Origin of the sequence: Pseudomonas sp. MSSRFD41 (genome assembly GCF_014230245.1) — a bacterium.
In the GTDB taxonomy this organism is placed as follows: domain Bacteria; phylum Pseudomonadota; class Gammaproteobacteria; order Pseudomonadales; family Pseudomonadaceae; genus Aquipseudomonas; species Aquipseudomonas piscis.
Genome location: NZ_JACKZK010000005.1, coordinates 237,745 through 252,590, shown reverse-complemented (window position 1 = coordinate 252,590; position 14,846 = coordinate 237,745). Strand labels below are relative to the sequence as shown.

The following is a 14,846-nucleotide window of genomic DNA, read 5'->3' as shown; positions in this document are numbered from 1 at the left end:
GTTGTCGGCCTGTCGCGGAGCGATAAACATGGAGAGGATTTACCCGTGGTTTGATAACTACACCTATCCCGCAGGCGATTATTTAGCTCTTACAGGAATAATAATATGAGTGTCGTAATTACGCGTCAGGAAGTTAAGCAGGATATCACTCAGCATGAAATCTCTGCCCTGAAGACCCGTTTCAATCTTGCAGATGCCCATACTCACCAGGACCAGAGCGTAACCCAGCGCCAGATCGTCGAGCGACTTCCGGAGCTGTGGTACCGCGCCCAGGGCCAGACCCAGTACCAGAGCGAACAGGAGTTCATCAAGGCGTTCTTCACCTTCCACGGCCAGGAGCACGCCCTCAAGCGCCACGACGAGATCTACCTGGTCTACGCCGCGTCGATTGCCATGCATATCACCGCGACCTACCTGCGCAAGCGCGACATGAGCGTCGGCTTGATCGAGCCTTGCTTCGACAACCTGCATGACCTGCTCAAGCATATGGAAGTACCGCTGTCGCCGCTCAACGAGTCGCTGTTCCATTCCCCGGAGCATGTCTACGCCAACCTCGAGACCGCAGCGGCCAAGGTAGACGCGATCTTCCTGGTGGATCCGAACAACCCCACCGGTTCTAGCCTGTTCGCCGAGGGGCCGGAAACCTTCATCGAGGTCGCGCGCTACTGCAAGGATCACGGCAAACTGCTGATCCTCGACTTCTGCTTCGCCGCATTCATCAAGGCCTCCGGCGGTAGCCGCTATGACGCCTATGCGATCCTCGACGAGATCGGCACCCAATACATCATCATGGAAGACACCGGCAAGACCTGGCCGCTGCAGGACGCCAAGTGCGCCACCATCATGTCGAGCAAGGGCATCAATGCCGATATCTACAGTATCGTCACCAGCGTGCTGCTGAACGTCTCGCCGTTCATCCTCAACGTGGTGACCCAGTACATCCTCGACAGCAGCGAAGATGGTTTCGAGTCGGTGCGTTCGGTGCTGGACATCAACCGCCAGGTGGCGCGCAAGAGTCTGGAGGGAAGCTTCCTCAACTACCTGACGCCGATGGTGGATACCAGCGTGGCCTGGTTCGAAATTACCCGTGAGGGGGTAAGCGCCGATGACCTGCAGGCCTACCTGATGGACTACGACGTCTACGTGCTGCCGGGTAAATACTTCTACTGGAGCCAGCCTGAAGCCGGGCAGAAGTACATCCGCCTGGCCCTGGCGCGCAAGCCGGAAGAGTTCCGGCAGGCGGTCGAGACCATCGCCCGGGCACTGGAGAACTACAATGGCTGAGGCACTCTTGCCGGTGATCGATGCCACCGTCTTCATGGGCATGCATCACGCCGATCCGCAGTTGCGGGCCAAGTCGCTGGGGTTCTTCAGCCACTTCTATCAGCAGCAGGTGCAGATGAACTACGGCCAGATCGGCATCTGCGATGCCATTATCTGGAAGAAGAGCCGGCACCTGCAGGATGTCTACTACCCGTTCATGGATGTGCTGCACACCGACATGGACATCCGGCGCCAGGGCTACTGCAATGCCGTGCTGCAACGTGCCACCCGGGAGCCGGCATGGTCGCACCTGAGCGTCGAGAAGAAGCTGCTCGCCGCCCAGGTGGTGGAGTACGGCCAACCGCTGTACACCCACGACCCGGAGCTGCGTGACCTGGCAGCCCTGCAACCCTACCTGCAGCCATTCCCCCAGCCGGTCTCCGGACCGGCTTTCCCGGAATTCCTGCAGGGGTTGTTCGAACAGTCGAAGGAAATGCTGATCGAGCAGGAGGATTTCCATGATGTCGGCTAAGAGCATCTTCGTGCCCCTGATTTCGCCGCTGGATGAGCAGTCACGGATCTGTGAAACCAGCGTGCGCCAGTTGCTGCATGGCTCGCGGCCCTATGTCGATGGCTACATCCCTTGCCTGACTTCAGGCGAGGGCTGGCGCCTGGGCCGGCGGGACTGGCAACGCATGCTGGAACTGACCCTGGCTCACGCCCGTGACCGTACGGTGATCGCTGGTATCGAGCGCGGCACCACCGCCGAGGTCCTGGAATATGCCCGGCTGGCCCAGAAACTGGGGGCGCACGGGGTCATGTTCACTTCGCCGTTCGCCAAGGGCACTACCCAGGAAGAGATCATCGAGCATTATCGTGCTGTCCATGACGCCACGTCGCTGGATATCTTCATCTACAACGAGTCCGCGTTGTCGGGGAACGAGAAGAGCTTCGAGACCCTGATGACCATCGCTCGCCTGCCGCGGGTGATCGGCATCAAGGACTCGCCGTCGCAGCCGCGAACCCAGCAGCAGATCCAGCAGTTGCGAGCCGAGGGCCTGGATTATTTCATCGGCTGGGAGATGTCCCTGGCGCGCGACTTGGAGTCCGATGGCAACGTGGTGTCCCTGGCCAACCTGGAGCCGGCGTTGTGCCGTCTGGCCATCGGCGCGCGCCAGCAGGTGGTGGCGCAGTGGGTGGAGACACTCAATGGCTACTTCGATCTGGGCGCCGACGACTGGTACGCACAGGTGAAAAAGGAACTCAAGGCCCGGGGTGTCATCACCACTGACCGGGTGCTGGCAGAAGAGGGAGGAGCGTGATGAACGATCTTCAGAAGGAACTGTTTCTGGCCAATCGTTCCTGCATCAAGCATCTCAAGCCGCTTGACCGCCGGATCGCCGAATTCGAGCACGATTGGATTTTCTCCACCATCGACAAGACCCTCACCGCCGAGGTGCCACGCGACCTGGCCAGCCTGCGCCAGCAATTGGCCGACCTGGTGGAGCAGGATCGCAGCGAAGTACCGCCCAGCGCGGTGTATGTTGCCGAACAGATGACCCTCGATGAGTTCCGGATCCTGGTCCAGGAATTCGCCCTCGATGGCCTGACCGAGGCCCAGGTGTTCTACCACCTGATGCCGCGGTTGAGCCTGGAGGCGCAGATGCCGATGCTGCGGATGATGATCGATGAGTTCGGCTCGGGAAATATCAAGCGCTCCCATACCACCTTGTACATGGATTTGCTCAAGGAACTGGAGATGCCCACCGACCTGCCGTTCTACATCGAGGCCAACTCCTCGGCAGGTTATTCGTTCCCCAACATGTTCTGCTGGCTGACCATGCGTGCCGACGATCCCTCGTATTTCGCCGGGGTGATCACCTACTTCGAGACCGTGGTGCCGTTTTTCTTCGAGTGCTACACCGCGATTTGCGATCGCCTGAAGATCAAGGCCCACACCTACTACTCGGAGCACGTGCACATCGACGTGTACCACGCCATCGAAGGCCAGCGCCTGCTCAAGGCCATGGACGTGGCAGGGGACCTGGATCCGGTCAAGGCCTGGCAGGGCATCTGCATGGGCCGCGACATCACCAACGCAGCGTTCGACGCCGCAGTGGAAAAGGCCCGGCGCCTCAAGCATTTCAATCGGGAGAAGGTCGTTGAGCGAGCTATCTGAGTTCCATCGCCCCGGCACCTTCATCGTCGAGATCGACAACCAGCAGTACGAGGTGCCCCATACCTGCCCACACCGCCAGGGTTGGCTGGTCCACGGCAACATCAACGAACAGCGCAAGAGCATTACCTGTCCCTTGCACTTCTCGGTGTTCAGCCTGGAAACCGGTGAACAGCTCAGCGGTCCACCCTGCGGACGCTTGGAGGTCAAGCGCGTGGCGTCCTGACGAAAGGCCGTTTCGCATCCGCTGATCCTGCCGCACGACTTTCGGGTCGTGCGGCAGTCGCGTTTGTGGAACCGGGAAAGACCGGGATTTTTCTACAGACGAAAAAAAAGACCTTGGAATCCAAGGTCTTTTTTGATTTTGGTGCCCCGAGGGAGACTCGAACTCCCACTCCTTTCGAAAACGGATTTTGAATCCGCCGCGTCTACCAATTCCGCCATCAGGGCTCAATGGCGGCGAAGTATAGAGAGGCGGAAACCTTTGGTCAATCGGCTTTCATGGTCAATTTTTGCTGATTCCGCTAAACTTTCCGGCCCTGCTAGACGAACCCCATCATGCGCGTTGCTGACTTTACTTTCGAGCTTCCCGATTCGCTGATCGCCCGCCACCCGTTGGCCGAGCGTCGCGGTAGTCGCCTGCTGACCCTGGATGGGCCAACCGGCGCCCTGGCCCACCGTCAATTCACCGATTTGCTCGAGCATCTGCGCCCGGGCGATCTGATGGTGTTCAACAATACCCGGGTGATCCCGGCGCGCCTGTTTGGCCAGAAGGCTTCCGGCGGCAAGCTGGAGATTCTTGTCGAGCGAGTGCTGGACAGTCACCGCGTGCTGGCCCATGTGCGTTCCAGCAAGTCGCCCAAGCCGGGTTCGACCATTCTGGTCGACGGTGGTGGCGAGGCACGTATGCTGGCCCGCCACGACACCTTGTTCGAGCTGGAATTCACCGAGGAGGTGCTGCCGCTGCTGGATCGGGTTGGGCACATGCCGTTGCCTCCTTATATAGACCGTCCGGATGAAAGCGCGGACCGCGAGCGTTACCAGACTGTCTATGCCCAGCGCTTGGGCGCAGTAGCGGCGCCGACCGCGGGGCTGCACTTCGACCAGCCGCTGTTGCAAGCCATCGCCGCCAAGGGCGTGGAGACCGCCTTCGTGACCTTGCATGTGGGGGCTGGGACCTTCCAGCCGGTGCGGGTGGAGCGCATCGAAGATCACCATATGCATCACGAGTGGCTGGAAGTCGGCCAGGACGTGGTGGATGCCGTGGCCGCGTGCCGGGCCCGTGGCGGTCGGGTGGTCGCGGTAGGCACCACCAGCGTACGCTCCCTGGAAAGCGCTGCCCGTGATGGCGTGCTCAAGCCGTTCAGCGGTGACACCGACATCTTCATCTACCCGGGCCGGCCGTTCCATGTGGTCGATGCCCTGGTGACCAATTTCCACCTGCCGGAATCCACGCTGTTGATGCTGGTTTCGGCCTTCGCCGGTTATCCCGAGACCATGGCTGCCTATCGTGCGGCGGTCGAGCATGGATACCGCTTCTTCAGCTACGGTGATGCGATGTTCATCACCCGTAATCCTGCGCCAACCGCTCCCAAGGACCTGGCCCCCGAGGAAACTGTATGAGTCGCACCTGTCGTATGTCCTTCGAGCTCCTGGCCACTGATGGCAAGGCGCGTCGCGGTCGCCTGACCTTCCCCCGCGGTACGGTGGAAACTCCGGCCTTCATGCCGGTGGGTACCTATGGCACGGTCAAGGGCATGCTGCCGCGGGATATCGAGGCCATCGGCGCCGAGATCATCCTGGGCAATACCTTCCACCTGTGGCTGCGTCCGGGCACCGAAGTGATCAAGGCCCATGGCGACCTGCATGACTTCATGCAGTGGAAAGGGCCGATCCTTACCGACTCCGGTGGCTTCCAGGTGTTCAGCCTGGGCGCCATGCGCAAGATCAAGGAAGAGGGCGTGACCTTCGCCTCGCCGGTGGACGGCGCCAAGGTGTTCATGGGGCCGGAAGAGTCGATGCAGGTACAGCGCGACCTGGGTTCGGACATCGTGATGATCTTCGACGAATGCACGCCGTACCCGGCCGACGAGGACGTGGCGCGGATCTCCATGGAGCTGTCCCTGCGCTGGGCCCAGCGCTCGAAGAACGCCCACGGCGACAACACCGCGGCGCTGTTCGGTATTGTCCAGGGCGGCATGCACCAGGACTTGCGCATGCGTTCCCTGGAAGGCCTGGACAAGATCGGCTTCGACGGCCTGGCCATCGGCGGCCTGTCGGTGGGCGAGCCCAAGCATGAAATGATCAAGGTCCTGGACTACCTGCCAGGCCAGATGCCAGCCGACAAACCTCGTTACCTTATGGGAGTTGGCAAGCCGGAGGATCTGGTTGAGGGTGTGCGCCGCGGTGTGGACATGTTCGATTGCGTGATGCCAACCCGCAATGCCCGCAATGGGCATCTGTTCATCGACACCGGCGTGCTGAAGATCCGTAACGCGTTCCATCGCCATGATGATTCGCCGCTGGATCCAACCTGTGATTGCTATACCTGCCAGAACTTCTCCCGTGCCTATCTGCACCACTTGGACAAGTGCGGGGAAATGCTCGGAAGTATGCTCAATACCATCCATAATTTGCGCCATTACCAGCGCCTTATGGCTGGTTTGCGCGAGGCTATTCAACAAGGTACATTGGCCGCCTTTGTCGATTCCTTCTATGCCAAGCGCGGATTGCCCGTGCCGCCTTTGGATTGATTTCCAGAAGCGTCAGATACTAATTTTGCAACTATCGGAGTGCTAAATGAGCTTTTTGATCCCTGCCGCGTATGCGGACGCCGCCGCACCTGCTGCTGCCGGTCCTGCTGGCACTGGTTTCGAGTGGATTTTTCTGGTGGGTTTCCTGGTCATCTTCTACCTGATGATCTGGCGTCCACAGGCCAAGCGCGCCAAAGAGCAGAAGAACCTGCTGAGCAGCTTGCAGAAAGGCGATGAAGTTGTGACCACTGGTGGTATCGCCGGCAAGATCAACAAAGTGACCGACGACTTCGTGGTTCTGGAAGTGTCGGACTCGGTTGAGCTGAAGTTCCAGAAGGGCGCGATCGCGGCCACGCTGCCAAAAGGCACGCTGAAAGCGATCTAAGTTTCATCTTTTACCAATCGACGGGGCGCGCAAGGCGCCCCGCGTCATAACGGGCGGCGTGATGCTGAACAAATATCCTCTATGGAAGTACCTACTGATCCTGGCGGTGCTGGCGATCGGTTTTATTTATTCCGCTCCCAATCTATATCCTGATGATCCGGCCATTCAGGTCAGCGGCGCGAGCACTGCGCTGCAGGTCACTCAGGCGGATCTGGATCGTGCGAGCAAGGCGCTCACCGACGCCGGCATCAACGTCAAGGCCTCTTCCGTTGCCGCCAACGGCAAGGGCGGCCTACTGCGCTTGATCAACAAGGAAGACCAACTCCCGGCCAAGGATGTAGTGCGCAAGGCGCTGGGCGATGATTTCGTGGTGGCGTTGAACCTGGCGCAAACCACTCCGCAGTGGCTGCGCAACCTGGGCGCGCACCCGATGAAACTGGGCCTGGACCTTTCCGGTGGTGTGCACTTCCTGTTGGAAGTGGACATGGAGAAAGCCCTCGACGCGCGCTTGAAAGTCTATGAAGGCGACGTCAAGAGCCTGCTGCGCAAAGAGCGACTGCGCTATCGCAGCCTGCCCCAGCTCAATGGCGCCATCCAGCTGGGCTTCAGCGACGAAGACAGCCGTGAACAGGCTCGTGCGCTGATCCGCAAGAATTTCAATGATTTCGACATCGTGCCAGCCGACCTCAACGGTCAGGCGGTGCTGCGTCTGGCGATGACCCCGGCCAAGCTGGCGGAAATCCGCGAATACTCCATCAAGCAGAACTTGACCACCGTGCGTAACCGGGTCAACGAACTGGGTGTGGCCGAGCCTCTGGTCCAGCGCCAGGGCGCCAACCGGATCGTGGTCGAGCTGCCGGGCGTGCAGGACACCGCCGAAGCCAAGCGGATCCTGGGCAAGACGGCCAACCTCGAGTTCCGCCTGGCCGCCGAGCCGGGTGCCACCAAGGCCACTTCCGAGTCCTTCGAATTCCGTGAGGGCAACCGTCCTCCTGCGCTGATCGAGCGCGGCCTGATCATCACCGGTGATCAGGTGACCGATGCCCAGGCCAGTTACGACGAACACGGTCGTCCTCAAGTGAACATCAAGCTCGATGGCCATGGCGGCGAGTTGATGAACCGTTCGACCCGCAACAACGTCGGTCGCGGCATGGCGGTGATCTTCATCGAGCAGAAGCCGATCACCACCTACGCCAAGCAAGTGGTGGATGGCGTCGAGAAAGACGTGCCAGTGCAGTCTTTCAAGGAAGAGAAGAAGATCATCAGCCTGGCGACCATCCAGTCGCCACTGGGCAGCCAGTTCCGCATCACCGGCCTGAACGGCCAGGGCGAGTCCTCGGAGCTGGCATTGCTGCTGCGTGCCGGTGGTCTGGCGGCGCCGATGTATTTCGCCGAAGAGCGCACAATCGGTCCTAGCCTGGGTGCCGACAACATCACCAAGGGTATCGATGCCTCGCTGTGGGGCATGTTGTTCGTGTCGCTGTTCATCATCGCCATCTATCGCTTCTTCGGCTTGATCGCCACTGTAGCGCTGGCGTTGAACATGGTGCTGCTGCTGGCCCTGATGTCCCTGCTGGGGGCAACGCTGACCCTGCCGGGTATCGCCGGTATCGTGTTGACCATGGGTATGGCGGTGGACGCCAACGTGCTGATCTTCTCGCGGATCCGTGAGGAAATCGCCGCGGGCATGACCGTACAGCGGGCGATCAACGAAGGCTTCGGCCGGGCATTCACGGCGATCCTGGACTCCAACCTGACCACATTGCTGGTGGGCGGCATTCTTTTCGCCATGGGTACCGGTCCGGTCAAGGGTTTTGCGGTGACCATGTCCCTCGGGATCTTTACCTCGATGTTCACGGCCATCTGGCTGACCCGCGCGATGGTCAACCTGATCTTCGGCGGTCGTGACTTCAAGAAGTTGTGGATTTAAGGGGCTGCCATGTTACGTACTATCAACTTCATGGGCGTGCGCAACGTTGCGTTCGGCCTGACTCTGCTCCTGACCGTTCTGGCGTTGTTCAGCTGGTTCCACAAGGGTTTGAACTACGGCCTGGACTTCACTGGCGGTACGCTCATCGAGCTGACCTACGAGCGTCCGGCGGATGTGATGAAGGTGCGTTCGCAGTTGAACGAAGCCGGTTATCACGAAGCGATCGTGCAGAGCTTCGGTGCGACCACCGACCTGCTGGTGCGGATGCCGGGTGAAGACCCGCAACTGGGCCACCAGGTGGCCGCTGCGTTGCAGAAGGTTGGCGGTGACAACCCGGCGCAGGTCAAGCGAGTCGAGTTCGTCGGTCCCCAGGTGGGTGAAGAGCTGCGTGACCAGGGCGGCCTCGGCATGCTCATGGCCTTGGGCGGCATCCTCATCTACCTGGCTTTCCGCTTCCAGTGGAAGTTCGCGGTGGGCGCCATCGTCTCGCTGATCCACGACGTGGTGGTGACCGTGGGTATCCTGTCGTTCTTCCAGATCACCTTCGACCTGACGGTGCTGGCGGCGGTGCTGGCGATCATCGGCTACTCGCTCAACGACACCATCGTGGTATTCGACCGGGTGCGCGAGAACTTCCGTGTGCTGCGCAAGGCCAGCTTGATCGAGAACATCAACATCTCGACCACCCAGACCCTGTTGCGGACCATGGCGACCTCGATCTCCACTTTGCTGGCGATCATTGCCCTGTTGTTCTTTGGCGGCGATAACCTGCACGGCTTCTCCATTGCCCTGTTCGTCGGCGTGTTGGCGGGTACCTACTCGTCGATCTATATCGCCAACGTGGTGCTGATCTGGTTGAAGCTGAGCAGCGAGGACCTGATTCCCGCAGCCAATACCGACAAGGAAGTGGACGACCGTCCGTGAGGACCTGACCCCTCCCGGTTGTCAGCTAAAAAGGCGCGAATGTTGAACTCGCGCCTTTTTTTTTGCTCCAAGGCTGGGAGAAGCGCGGGTTATGACCCGTATGTATGGTCAGGAGGTTCACGTGAACAAGTCGTTGCTGGTTGGTGCGGTATTGGGTGCTGTCGGTGTCACCGCCGGGGGTGCTGTGGCCACCTACAGCCTGGTTAAAAGCGGCCCTGAGTATGCGCAAGTACTGGCGGTGCAGCCGGTCAAACAACAGATCAAGACTCCTCGTGAAGTCTGCAAGGACGTTGCCGTGACTCGACAGCGCCCGGTCAAGGACGAGCATCAGATTCTGGGTACGGTGGCCGGTGCGGTGGGTGGCGGGCTGCTGGGCAGCATGATCGGCAGTGGTAATGGCCGCAAGCTCGCTACCGTGGCCGGTGCGGTGGGTGGCGGTTATGCGGGCAACAAGGTGCAGGAGGGCATGCAGGAGCGTGACACCTACACCACGACGCAGACTCGCTGCAATACGGTCAATGACATCAGCGAAAAGGTCGTGGGTTATGACGTGAAGTACGACCTGGGTGGCAAGCAGGGCCAGGTGCGGATGGATCGTGATCCGGGCAACCAGATCCCGGTGGACAAGGAAGGTCGGCTGATCCTTGGTCAGAACCAGTCTGGTCAATAAGGTTTTGCACGTGAGCCGGTGGCTGCCGGCAACGTGAATCGCAGACATGAAAAAAGCACCCCGCGAGGTGCTTTTTTCATGTCGGTTGCTTAGCGTTTCAGCGAGGCTGGCAGGTGTGGCTGGATGGCGGTCAAGACAGCTTTGAAGCACTTGGTGTTGCCGGCTACCACGTGGCCTTTTTCCAGGAAATCGTGGCCGCCGGTGAAGTCGCTTACCAAGCCGCCGGCTTCCTGGATCAGCAGGGCGCCTGCCGCCATGTCCCATTCGGACAAGCCCGACTCCCAGAAGGCGTCGAAGCGACCGGCGGCAACATAGGCCAGGTCCAGGCTGGCGGAGCCGGCGCGGCGAATGCCGGCGGTTTGGCCGACCAGGGCGCGGAACATGCCCAGGTAGTTGTCCAGGTTGTCCATCTGGTCGTCGCGGAATGGGAAGCCGGTGCCAAGCAGGGCGCCGTCGAGGCTGGTGCGGCCGCTGACCCGCAGGCGCCGACCGTTGAGCTGGGCGCCACGACCGCGGCTGGCGGTGAATTCTTCCTGGCGAACCGGATCCAGGACCACGGCATGTTCCAGGCGACCACGGTATTTGCAGGCGATGCTTACGGCGAAGTGGGGGATGCCACGCAGGAAGTTGGTGGTGCCATCCAGTGGATCGATGATCCACAGGTATTCTTCGCCTTCGATCCCGTTGCCGGCATGCAGGCCGGTTTCTTCGCCCATGATCGAGTGATTCGGGTAGGCCTTGCGCAGCGCGTCGATGATCTTCTGCTCAGCGGCGCGATCGACTTCGGACACGTAGTCCTTGGCGTCTTTTTCATCGACCTTGATGGTATCCAGGCGCTCGATGGAGCGGAAAATCAGTTCACTGGCGCTGCGGGCGGCGCGCAGCGCGATATTCAGCATTGGCTGCATGGATAGGTCACCTAAGGTTGTTAAAGAAAGCCGAGCATTCTAGCAGAAAACTTTTGCAGATGAAGTTCGGCGTTCGCTTTGATTGCATCTGCCCGTCGTATGGCGTTTGTGGGTGGTGCTGGGTTGCGGGTGAGTTGCCGGGAGTGACGAGTGGTTATTTTTAAGGCAACAGCGCGGCCCGTTCTGTAAGATTTGCTCCCCTTTCCCGTGTCCGAGGGTGCTTCCCTTGCTGCAGAACATTCGTGTCGTCCTGGTCAACACCAGTCATCCCGGCAATATCGGTGGGGCTGCGCGCGCCATGAAGAACATGGGGCTGTCGCGCCTGATGCTGGTAGAGCCCCGGGTATTTCCTTCCTCTGAGGCGGATGCGCGGGCATCCGGCGCCACCGATATCCTGGAGGATGCCCAGGTGGTCGCCACGCTTGAGGAGGCCCTGGCCGGTTGCACCCTGGTGTTCGGTACCAGTGCCCGTGAGCGGAGCATTCCCTGGCCGTTGCTCGATCCTCGCCAGTCGGGGGTAAAAGTCGTGGAGCAGGCGCAGCAGGGGGCGCAGATAGCCCTGGTGTTCGGGCGTGAAGATTCCGGCCTGACCAACGACGAACTGCAACGATGTCATTTTCACGTGCATATACCGTCGGATCCGGCGTTCAGTTCGCTGAACCTGGCGACGGCGGTGCAAGTGCTGGCCTATGAGGTGCGCATGTCCTGGCTGGCGGCGCAAGGTCGGTCGGGTGCTGTGCGCAAGGATGAAGCGGTTTCGTCCAGCGATGAGCTGGCGACCATGGATGAGCTGGAGCGATTCTATGAGCATCTGCAGCAGGCGTTGGTGGAGATCGACTTCCTCGATCCGCAAAAGCCCCGGCACTTGATGGCGCGCTTGCGTCGGCTGTACGGTCGTAGCTCGGTCACCCGAGCGGAAATGAACATATTGCGCGGCATTCTCACGGAAACCCAGAAAGCGGCCCGTGGGGAGCTGCAGAAGCGGAAGGATCAGTGATGTTCGAGCGTCTGCGTGAAGATATCCAGAGCGTGTTCCATCGTGACCCGGCGGCGCGCAATGCCTTCGAGGTGCTGACCTGCTATCCGGGCATGCACGCGATCTGGATCCATCGTGTGTCCAGTGCTCTGTGGGGCATGGGTTGGAAATGGCTGGCGCGCCTGGTGTCGAACTTCGGGCGTTGGCTGACCGGGATCGAGATTCATCCAGGGGCCAAGGTGGGTCGCCGTTTCTTCATCGACCATGGCATGGGCATCGTCATCGGTGAAACGGCCGAGATTGGCGATGATGTGACGCTCTACCAGGGGGTGACCCTCGGTGGCACCAGCTGGAACAAGGGCAAGCGCCATCCGACCCTGGGCGATGGCGTAGTGGTTGGAGCGGGCGCCAAGGTGCTTGGCCCGTTCACTGTCGGCGCGGGCGCCAAAGTCGGCTCCAATGCGGTGGTGACCAAGGAAGTGCCGGCCGGGGCGACGGTGGTGGGGATTCCGGGGCGGATCATCATGAAGTCCAGCGACGAGCAGCAAGCCAAGCGCAAGGCCATGGCCGAGAAGCTGGGGTTCGATGCCTATGGCGTCAGCGAGGACATGCCGGATCCGGTGGCTCGTGCCATTGGTCAGTTGCTCGATCATCTGCAGGCGGTCGATGGTCGCCTGGAAGGCATCTGCGGCGCCCTGAAGGGTCTGGGTAGCGACTATTGCGCCAACGACTTGCCTGCGCTGCGCGAGGAAGACTTCGCTGGCGTCAAGGACAAGAGCGACAGCCGGGTCGGTTGAAGCCGGTGTCTCGGCTCCTGAGCTCAGGAGTCAAGGCGTCCACCAATAAAGGGCGCGTTGGCCAGAAACGGACCCGTAGGTCGGTTGTCGCCATCCGCTGTGCCATTACGTCGCAGACTTTGCTATGATTCGCGCGCTCTTTTGCGGGTAAACCCGACTAAAGTAGTTGGTCTTATAGTTGACTCGATTACTCGGGTATTGCATACTCGCCTCCATTCCGAAACTCCGTGGTACTTGTCCATGCGACTGACTACTAAAGGCCGATATGCGGTGACCGCCATGCTTGATCTGGCGTTGCACGCGCAACATGGCCCGGTCTCCCTGGCCGATATCTCTGAGCGCCAAGGCATCTCCCTGTCCTATCTCGAGCAGCTTTTCGCCAAGTTGCGCCGTAGCAACCTGGTATCCAGTGTCCGGGGGCCCGGTGGCGGCTATCAGCTGTCACGCGACATGCAGGGGATCCAGGTAGCCCAGGTGATCGATGCGGTGAACGAATCGGTCGATGCGACCAAATGCCAGGGATTGGGCGATTGCCATGCCGGTGACACCTGTCTCACCCATCACCTGTGGTGCGATCTGAGCCTGCAGATTCACGAATTTCTGAGCGGTATCAGCTTGGCCGACCTTGTAACCCGCCGTGAGGTGCAAGAAGTGGCCCAGCGTCAGGACCAGCGCCGTTGTAATGGCAAGGCGCCGCGCCTGGACAAGATTGAAGCGTCCGCCGTCGAATGACAGCCGAAGAGCTAGCGGCACGCCAGCCAGCCTGATTTAGGAGAGAGTCCATGAAATTGCCGATTTACCTTGATTACTCAGCGACCACGCCAGTCGATCCGCGTGTAGCGCAAAAGATGAGTGAATGCCTGCTGGTCGACGGGAACTTCGGTAACCCGGCGTCGCGCTCCCACGTGTTTGGCTGGAAAGCCGAAGAGTCGGTGGAAAACGCCCGTCGCCAAGTGGCTGACCTGGTCAACGCCGACCCGCGTGAAATCGTCTGGACTTCCGGTGCCACCGAGTCCGACAACCTGGCTATCAAGGGGGTCGCGCATTTCTACCACACCAAGGGCAAGCACCTGATCACCTCGAAGATCGAGCACAAGGCTGTCCTGGACACCATGCGCCAACTCGAGCGCGAAGGCTTCGAAGTGACCTACATCGAGCCGGGCGAAGACGGCCTGATCACTCCGGCCATGGTGGAAGCCGCTCTGCGTGACGACACCATCCTGGTTTCGATCATGCATGTGAACAACGAGATCGGCACCATCAACGACATCGCCGCCATCGGCGAACTGACCCGCTCCAAGGGCATCCTGTTCCATGTCGACGGCGCTCAGTCCACCGGCAAGGTCGAGATCGACCTGCAGGCGCTGAAGGTCGACCTGATGTCGTTCTCTGCCCACAAGACCTACGGCCCCAAGGGGATCGGCGCGCTGTACGTGAGCCGCAAGCCACGTGTGCGCCTGGAAGCCACCATGCACGGTGGTGGTCATGAGCGCGGCATGCGTTCCGGGACCCTGGCTACCCATCAGATCGTCGGCATGGGTGAAGCCTTCCGCGTCGCCAAGGAAGACATGGCGGCCGAGAACGCTCGCATCCAGGCACTGAGCGACCGCTTCTACAAGCAGGTCGAGCACCTGGAAGAGCTGTACGTCAACGGCAGCATGACTGCTCGTGTACCGCACAACCTGAACCTGAGCTTCAACTACGTCGAAGGCGAGTCGCTGATCATGGCGCTCAAGGACCTGGCGGTGTCGTCCGGTTCGGCCTGTACTTCGGCCTCGCTTGAGCCTTCGTACGTATTGCGCGCCCTGGGCCGTAACGACGAGCTGGCGCATAGCTCGATCCGCTTCACCTTCGGCCGCTTCACCACCGAAGAAGAAATCGACTACGCCGCGCAGAAAGTCTGCGAGGCCGTCACCAAGCTGCGCGCCCTGTCGCCGCTGTGGGACATGTACAAAGATGGCGTCGATATCTCGAAGATCGAGTGGGCGGCACACTGAATTTAAGTCGCCACACAGGGTTCTGCAGGGCGTATCGACAAGGCGATTTGCGGAATTCCAGAGCGAC

16 protein-coding genes and 1 tRNA gene are annotated in these 14,846 nt (G+C 60.4%); 15 read left to right on the top strand and 2 right to left on the bottom strand.

Features of this window, described 5'->3' with window-relative positions; all coding sequences use genetic code 11:
• The first annotated feature begins 105 nt into the window (after positions 1-105).
• The 5 genes from H7A76_RS11520 to H7A76_RS11500 are packed head-to-tail and all read left to right on the top strand — an operon-like array spanning position 106 to position 3,665.
• Positions 106-1,284, top strand: a complete 1,179-nt coding sequence (locus tag H7A76_RS11520) for a pyridoxal phosphate-dependent aminotransferase (RefSeq protein ID WP_185698583.1) — start codon at positions 106-108, stop codon at positions 1,282-1,284.
• Positions 1,277-1,795 carry a DUF6190 family protein gene (locus H7A76_RS11515; protein ID WP_185698582.1) on the top strand — a complete coding sequence of 173 codons (519 nt, stop codon included), beginning with the start codon at positions 1,277-1,279 and terminating at the stop codon, positions 1,793-1,795. Before H7A76_RS11520 ends, H7A76_RS11515 begins: the two co-directional genes overlap by 8 nt.
• Positions 1,785-2,585 (top strand): dihydrodipicolinate synthase family protein, encoded by an 801-nt coding sequence (locus H7A76_RS11510; RefSeq protein ID WP_185698639.1) that lies wholly within the window; start codon positions 1,785-1,787, stop codon positions 2,583-2,585. The genes H7A76_RS11515 and H7A76_RS11510 overlap by 11 nt, the downstream gene beginning before the upstream one ends.
• Positions 2,585-3,442, top strand: coding sequence for an iron-containing redox enzyme family protein (locus tag H7A76_RS11505; protein ID WP_185698581.1), 858 nt, complete (start codon positions 2,585-2,587; stop codon positions 3,440-3,442). The genes H7A76_RS11510 and H7A76_RS11505 overlap by 1 nt, the downstream gene beginning before the upstream one ends.
• The gene (locus H7A76_RS11500; RefSeq protein WP_185698580.1) at positions 3,426-3,665 is read left to right on the top strand and encodes a Rieske (2Fe-2S) protein; all 240 of its coding nucleotides are present in this window, start codon (positions 3,426-3,428) and stop codon (positions 3,663-3,665) included. The genes H7A76_RS11505 and H7A76_RS11500 overlap by 17 nt, the downstream gene beginning before the upstream one ends.
• A 139-nt stretch (positions 3,666-3,804) precedes the next feature.
• Here the strand turns inward: H7A76_RS11500 and H7A76_RS11495 are convergent.
• Positions 3,805-3,889 (bottom strand) — tRNA-Leu (locus tag H7A76_RS11495).
• A gap of 108 nt (positions 3,890-3,997) precedes the next feature.
• On the opposite strand from H7A76_RS11495, the gene queA reads away from it, so the two are divergent.
• From queA to H7A76_RS11465, 6 genes are all read left to right on the top strand, one after another.
• Positions 3,998-5,062 (top strand): tRNA preQ1(34) S-adenosylmethionine ribosyltransferase-isomerase QueA, encoded by a 1,065-nt coding sequence (gene queA, locus H7A76_RS11490; RefSeq protein ID WP_185698579.1) that lies wholly within the window; start codon positions 3,998-4,000, stop codon positions 5,060-5,062.
• A 14-nt stretch (positions 5,063-5,076) separates the two neighbouring features.
• Positions 5,077-6,192 carry a tRNA guanosine(34) transglycosylase Tgt gene (gene tgt, locus H7A76_RS11485; protein WP_022640715.1) on the top strand — a complete coding sequence of 372 codons (1,116 nt, stop codon included), beginning with the start codon at positions 5,077-5,079 and terminating at the stop codon, positions 6,190-6,192.
• Positions 6,193-6,238: 46 nt separating this feature from the next.
• Positions 6,239-6,577 carry a preprotein translocase subunit YajC gene (yajC, locus tag H7A76_RS11480; RefSeq protein ID WP_102880809.1) on the top strand — a complete coding sequence of 113 codons (339 nt, stop codon included), beginning with the start codon at positions 6,239-6,241 and terminating at the stop codon, positions 6,575-6,577.
• A gap of 61 nt (positions 6,578-6,638) precedes the next feature.
• Positions 6,639-8,507 (top strand): protein translocase subunit SecD, encoded by a 1,869-nt coding sequence (secD, locus tag H7A76_RS11475; RefSeq protein ID WP_185698578.1) that lies wholly within the window; start codon positions 6,639-6,641, stop codon positions 8,505-8,507.
• 9 nt (positions 8,508-8,516) lie between these two features.
• Positions 8,517-9,431 (top strand): protein translocase subunit SecF, encoded by a 915-nt coding sequence (gene secF / locus H7A76_RS11470; RefSeq protein ID WP_185698577.1) that lies wholly within the window; start codon positions 8,517-8,519, stop codon positions 9,429-9,431.
• 121 nt (positions 9,432-9,552) lie between these two features.
• Positions 9,553-10,101 carry a glycine zipper 2TM domain-containing protein gene (locus H7A76_RS11465; RefSeq protein WP_185698576.1) on the top strand — a complete coding sequence of 183 codons (549 nt, stop codon included), beginning with the start codon at positions 9,553-9,555 and terminating at the stop codon, positions 10,099-10,101.
• Positions 10,102-10,190: 89 nt separating this feature from the next.
• Here the strand turns inward: H7A76_RS11465 and suhB are convergent, their stop codons facing one another.
• Positions 10,191-11,009 carry an inositol-phosphate phosphatase gene (gene suhB / locus H7A76_RS11460; RefSeq protein ID WP_031320442.1) on the bottom strand — a complete coding sequence of 273 codons (819 nt, stop codon included), beginning with the start codon at positions 11,007-11,009 and terminating at the stop codon, positions 10,191-10,193.
• A gap of 226 nt (positions 11,010-11,235) precedes the next feature.
• Here suhB and trmJ point away from each other — a divergent pair, with 226 nt between their 5' ends.
• The 4 genes from trmJ to H7A76_RS11440 all read left to right on the top strand — a co-directional run bounded on the left by trmJ (position 11,236) and on the right by H7A76_RS11440 (position 14,779).
• Positions 11,236-12,006, top strand: coding sequence for a tRNA (cytosine(32)/uridine(32)-2'-O)-methyltransferase TrmJ (trmJ, locus tag H7A76_RS11455; RefSeq protein ID WP_185698575.1), 771 nt, complete (start codon positions 11,236-11,238; stop codon positions 12,004-12,006).
• A complete protein-coding gene (gene cysE / locus H7A76_RS11450) occupies positions 12,006-12,782 on the top strand; it encodes a serine O-acetyltransferase (protein ID WP_185698574.1) in 777 nt (258 codons plus the stop codon). The genes trmJ and cysE overlap by 1 nt, the downstream gene beginning before the upstream one ends.
• Before the next feature lie 240 nt (positions 12,783-13,022).
• Positions 13,023-13,514 (top strand): Fe-S cluster assembly transcriptional regulator IscR, encoded by a 492-nt coding sequence (gene iscR / locus H7A76_RS11445; RefSeq protein WP_011063217.1) that lies wholly within the window; start codon positions 13,023-13,025, stop codon positions 13,512-13,514.
• Between the two features lie 50 nt (positions 13,515-13,564).
• Positions 13,565-14,779, top strand: a complete 1,215-nt coding sequence (locus H7A76_RS11440; RefSeq protein WP_022640706.1) for an IscS subfamily cysteine desulfurase — start codon at positions 13,565-13,567, stop codon at positions 14,777-14,779.
• Positions 14,780-14,846 lie beyond the last annotated feature (67 nt).

Coding starts and splice junctions, on each gene's coding strand:
- H7A76_RS11510 (WP_185698639.1), top strand. CDS start 1,785: ATGTCGGCTAAGAGCATCTTCGTGCCCCTGATTTCGCCGCTGGATGAG.
- iscR (WP_011063217.1), top strand. CDS start 13,023: ATGCGACTGACTACTAAAGGCCGATATGCGGTGACCGCCATGCTTGAT.
- tgt (WP_022640715.1), top strand. CDS start 5,077: ATGTCCTTCGAGCTCCTGGCCACTGATGGCAAGGCGCGTCGCGGTCGC.
- suhB (WP_031320442.1), bottom strand. CDS start 11,009: ATGCAGCCAATGCTGAATATCGCGCTGCGCGCCGCCCGCAGCGCCAGT.
- H7A76_RS11440 (WP_022640706.1), top strand. CDS start 13,565: ATGAAATTGCCGATTTACCTTGATTACTCAGCGACCACGCCAGTCGAT.
- queA (WP_185698579.1), top strand. CDS start 3,998: ATGCGCGTTGCTGACTTTACTTTCGAGCTTCCCGATTCGCTGATCGCC.
- secF (WP_185698577.1), top strand. CDS start 8,517: ATGTTACGTACTATCAACTTCATGGGCGTGCGCAACGTTGCGTTCGGC.
- yajC (WP_102880809.1), top strand. CDS start 6,239: ATGAGCTTTTTGATCCCTGCCGCGTATGCGGACGCCGCCGCACCTGCT.
- cysE (WP_185698574.1), top strand. CDS start 12,006: ATGTTCGAGCGTCTGCGTGAAGATATCCAGAGCGTGTTCCATCGTGAC.
- H7A76_RS11505 (WP_185698581.1), top strand. CDS start 2,585: ATGAACGATCTTCAGAAGGAACTGTTTCTGGCCAATCGTTCCTGCATC.
- secD (WP_185698578.1), top strand. CDS start 6,639: ATGCTGAACAAATATCCTCTATGGAAGTACCTACTGATCCTGGCGGTG.
- H7A76_RS11520 (WP_185698583.1), top strand. CDS start 106: ATGAGTGTCGTAATTACGCGTCAGGAAGTTAAGCAGGATATCACTCAG.
- H7A76_RS11515 (WP_185698582.1), top strand. CDS start 1,277: ATGGCTGAGGCACTCTTGCCGGTGATCGATGCCACCGTCTTCATGGGC.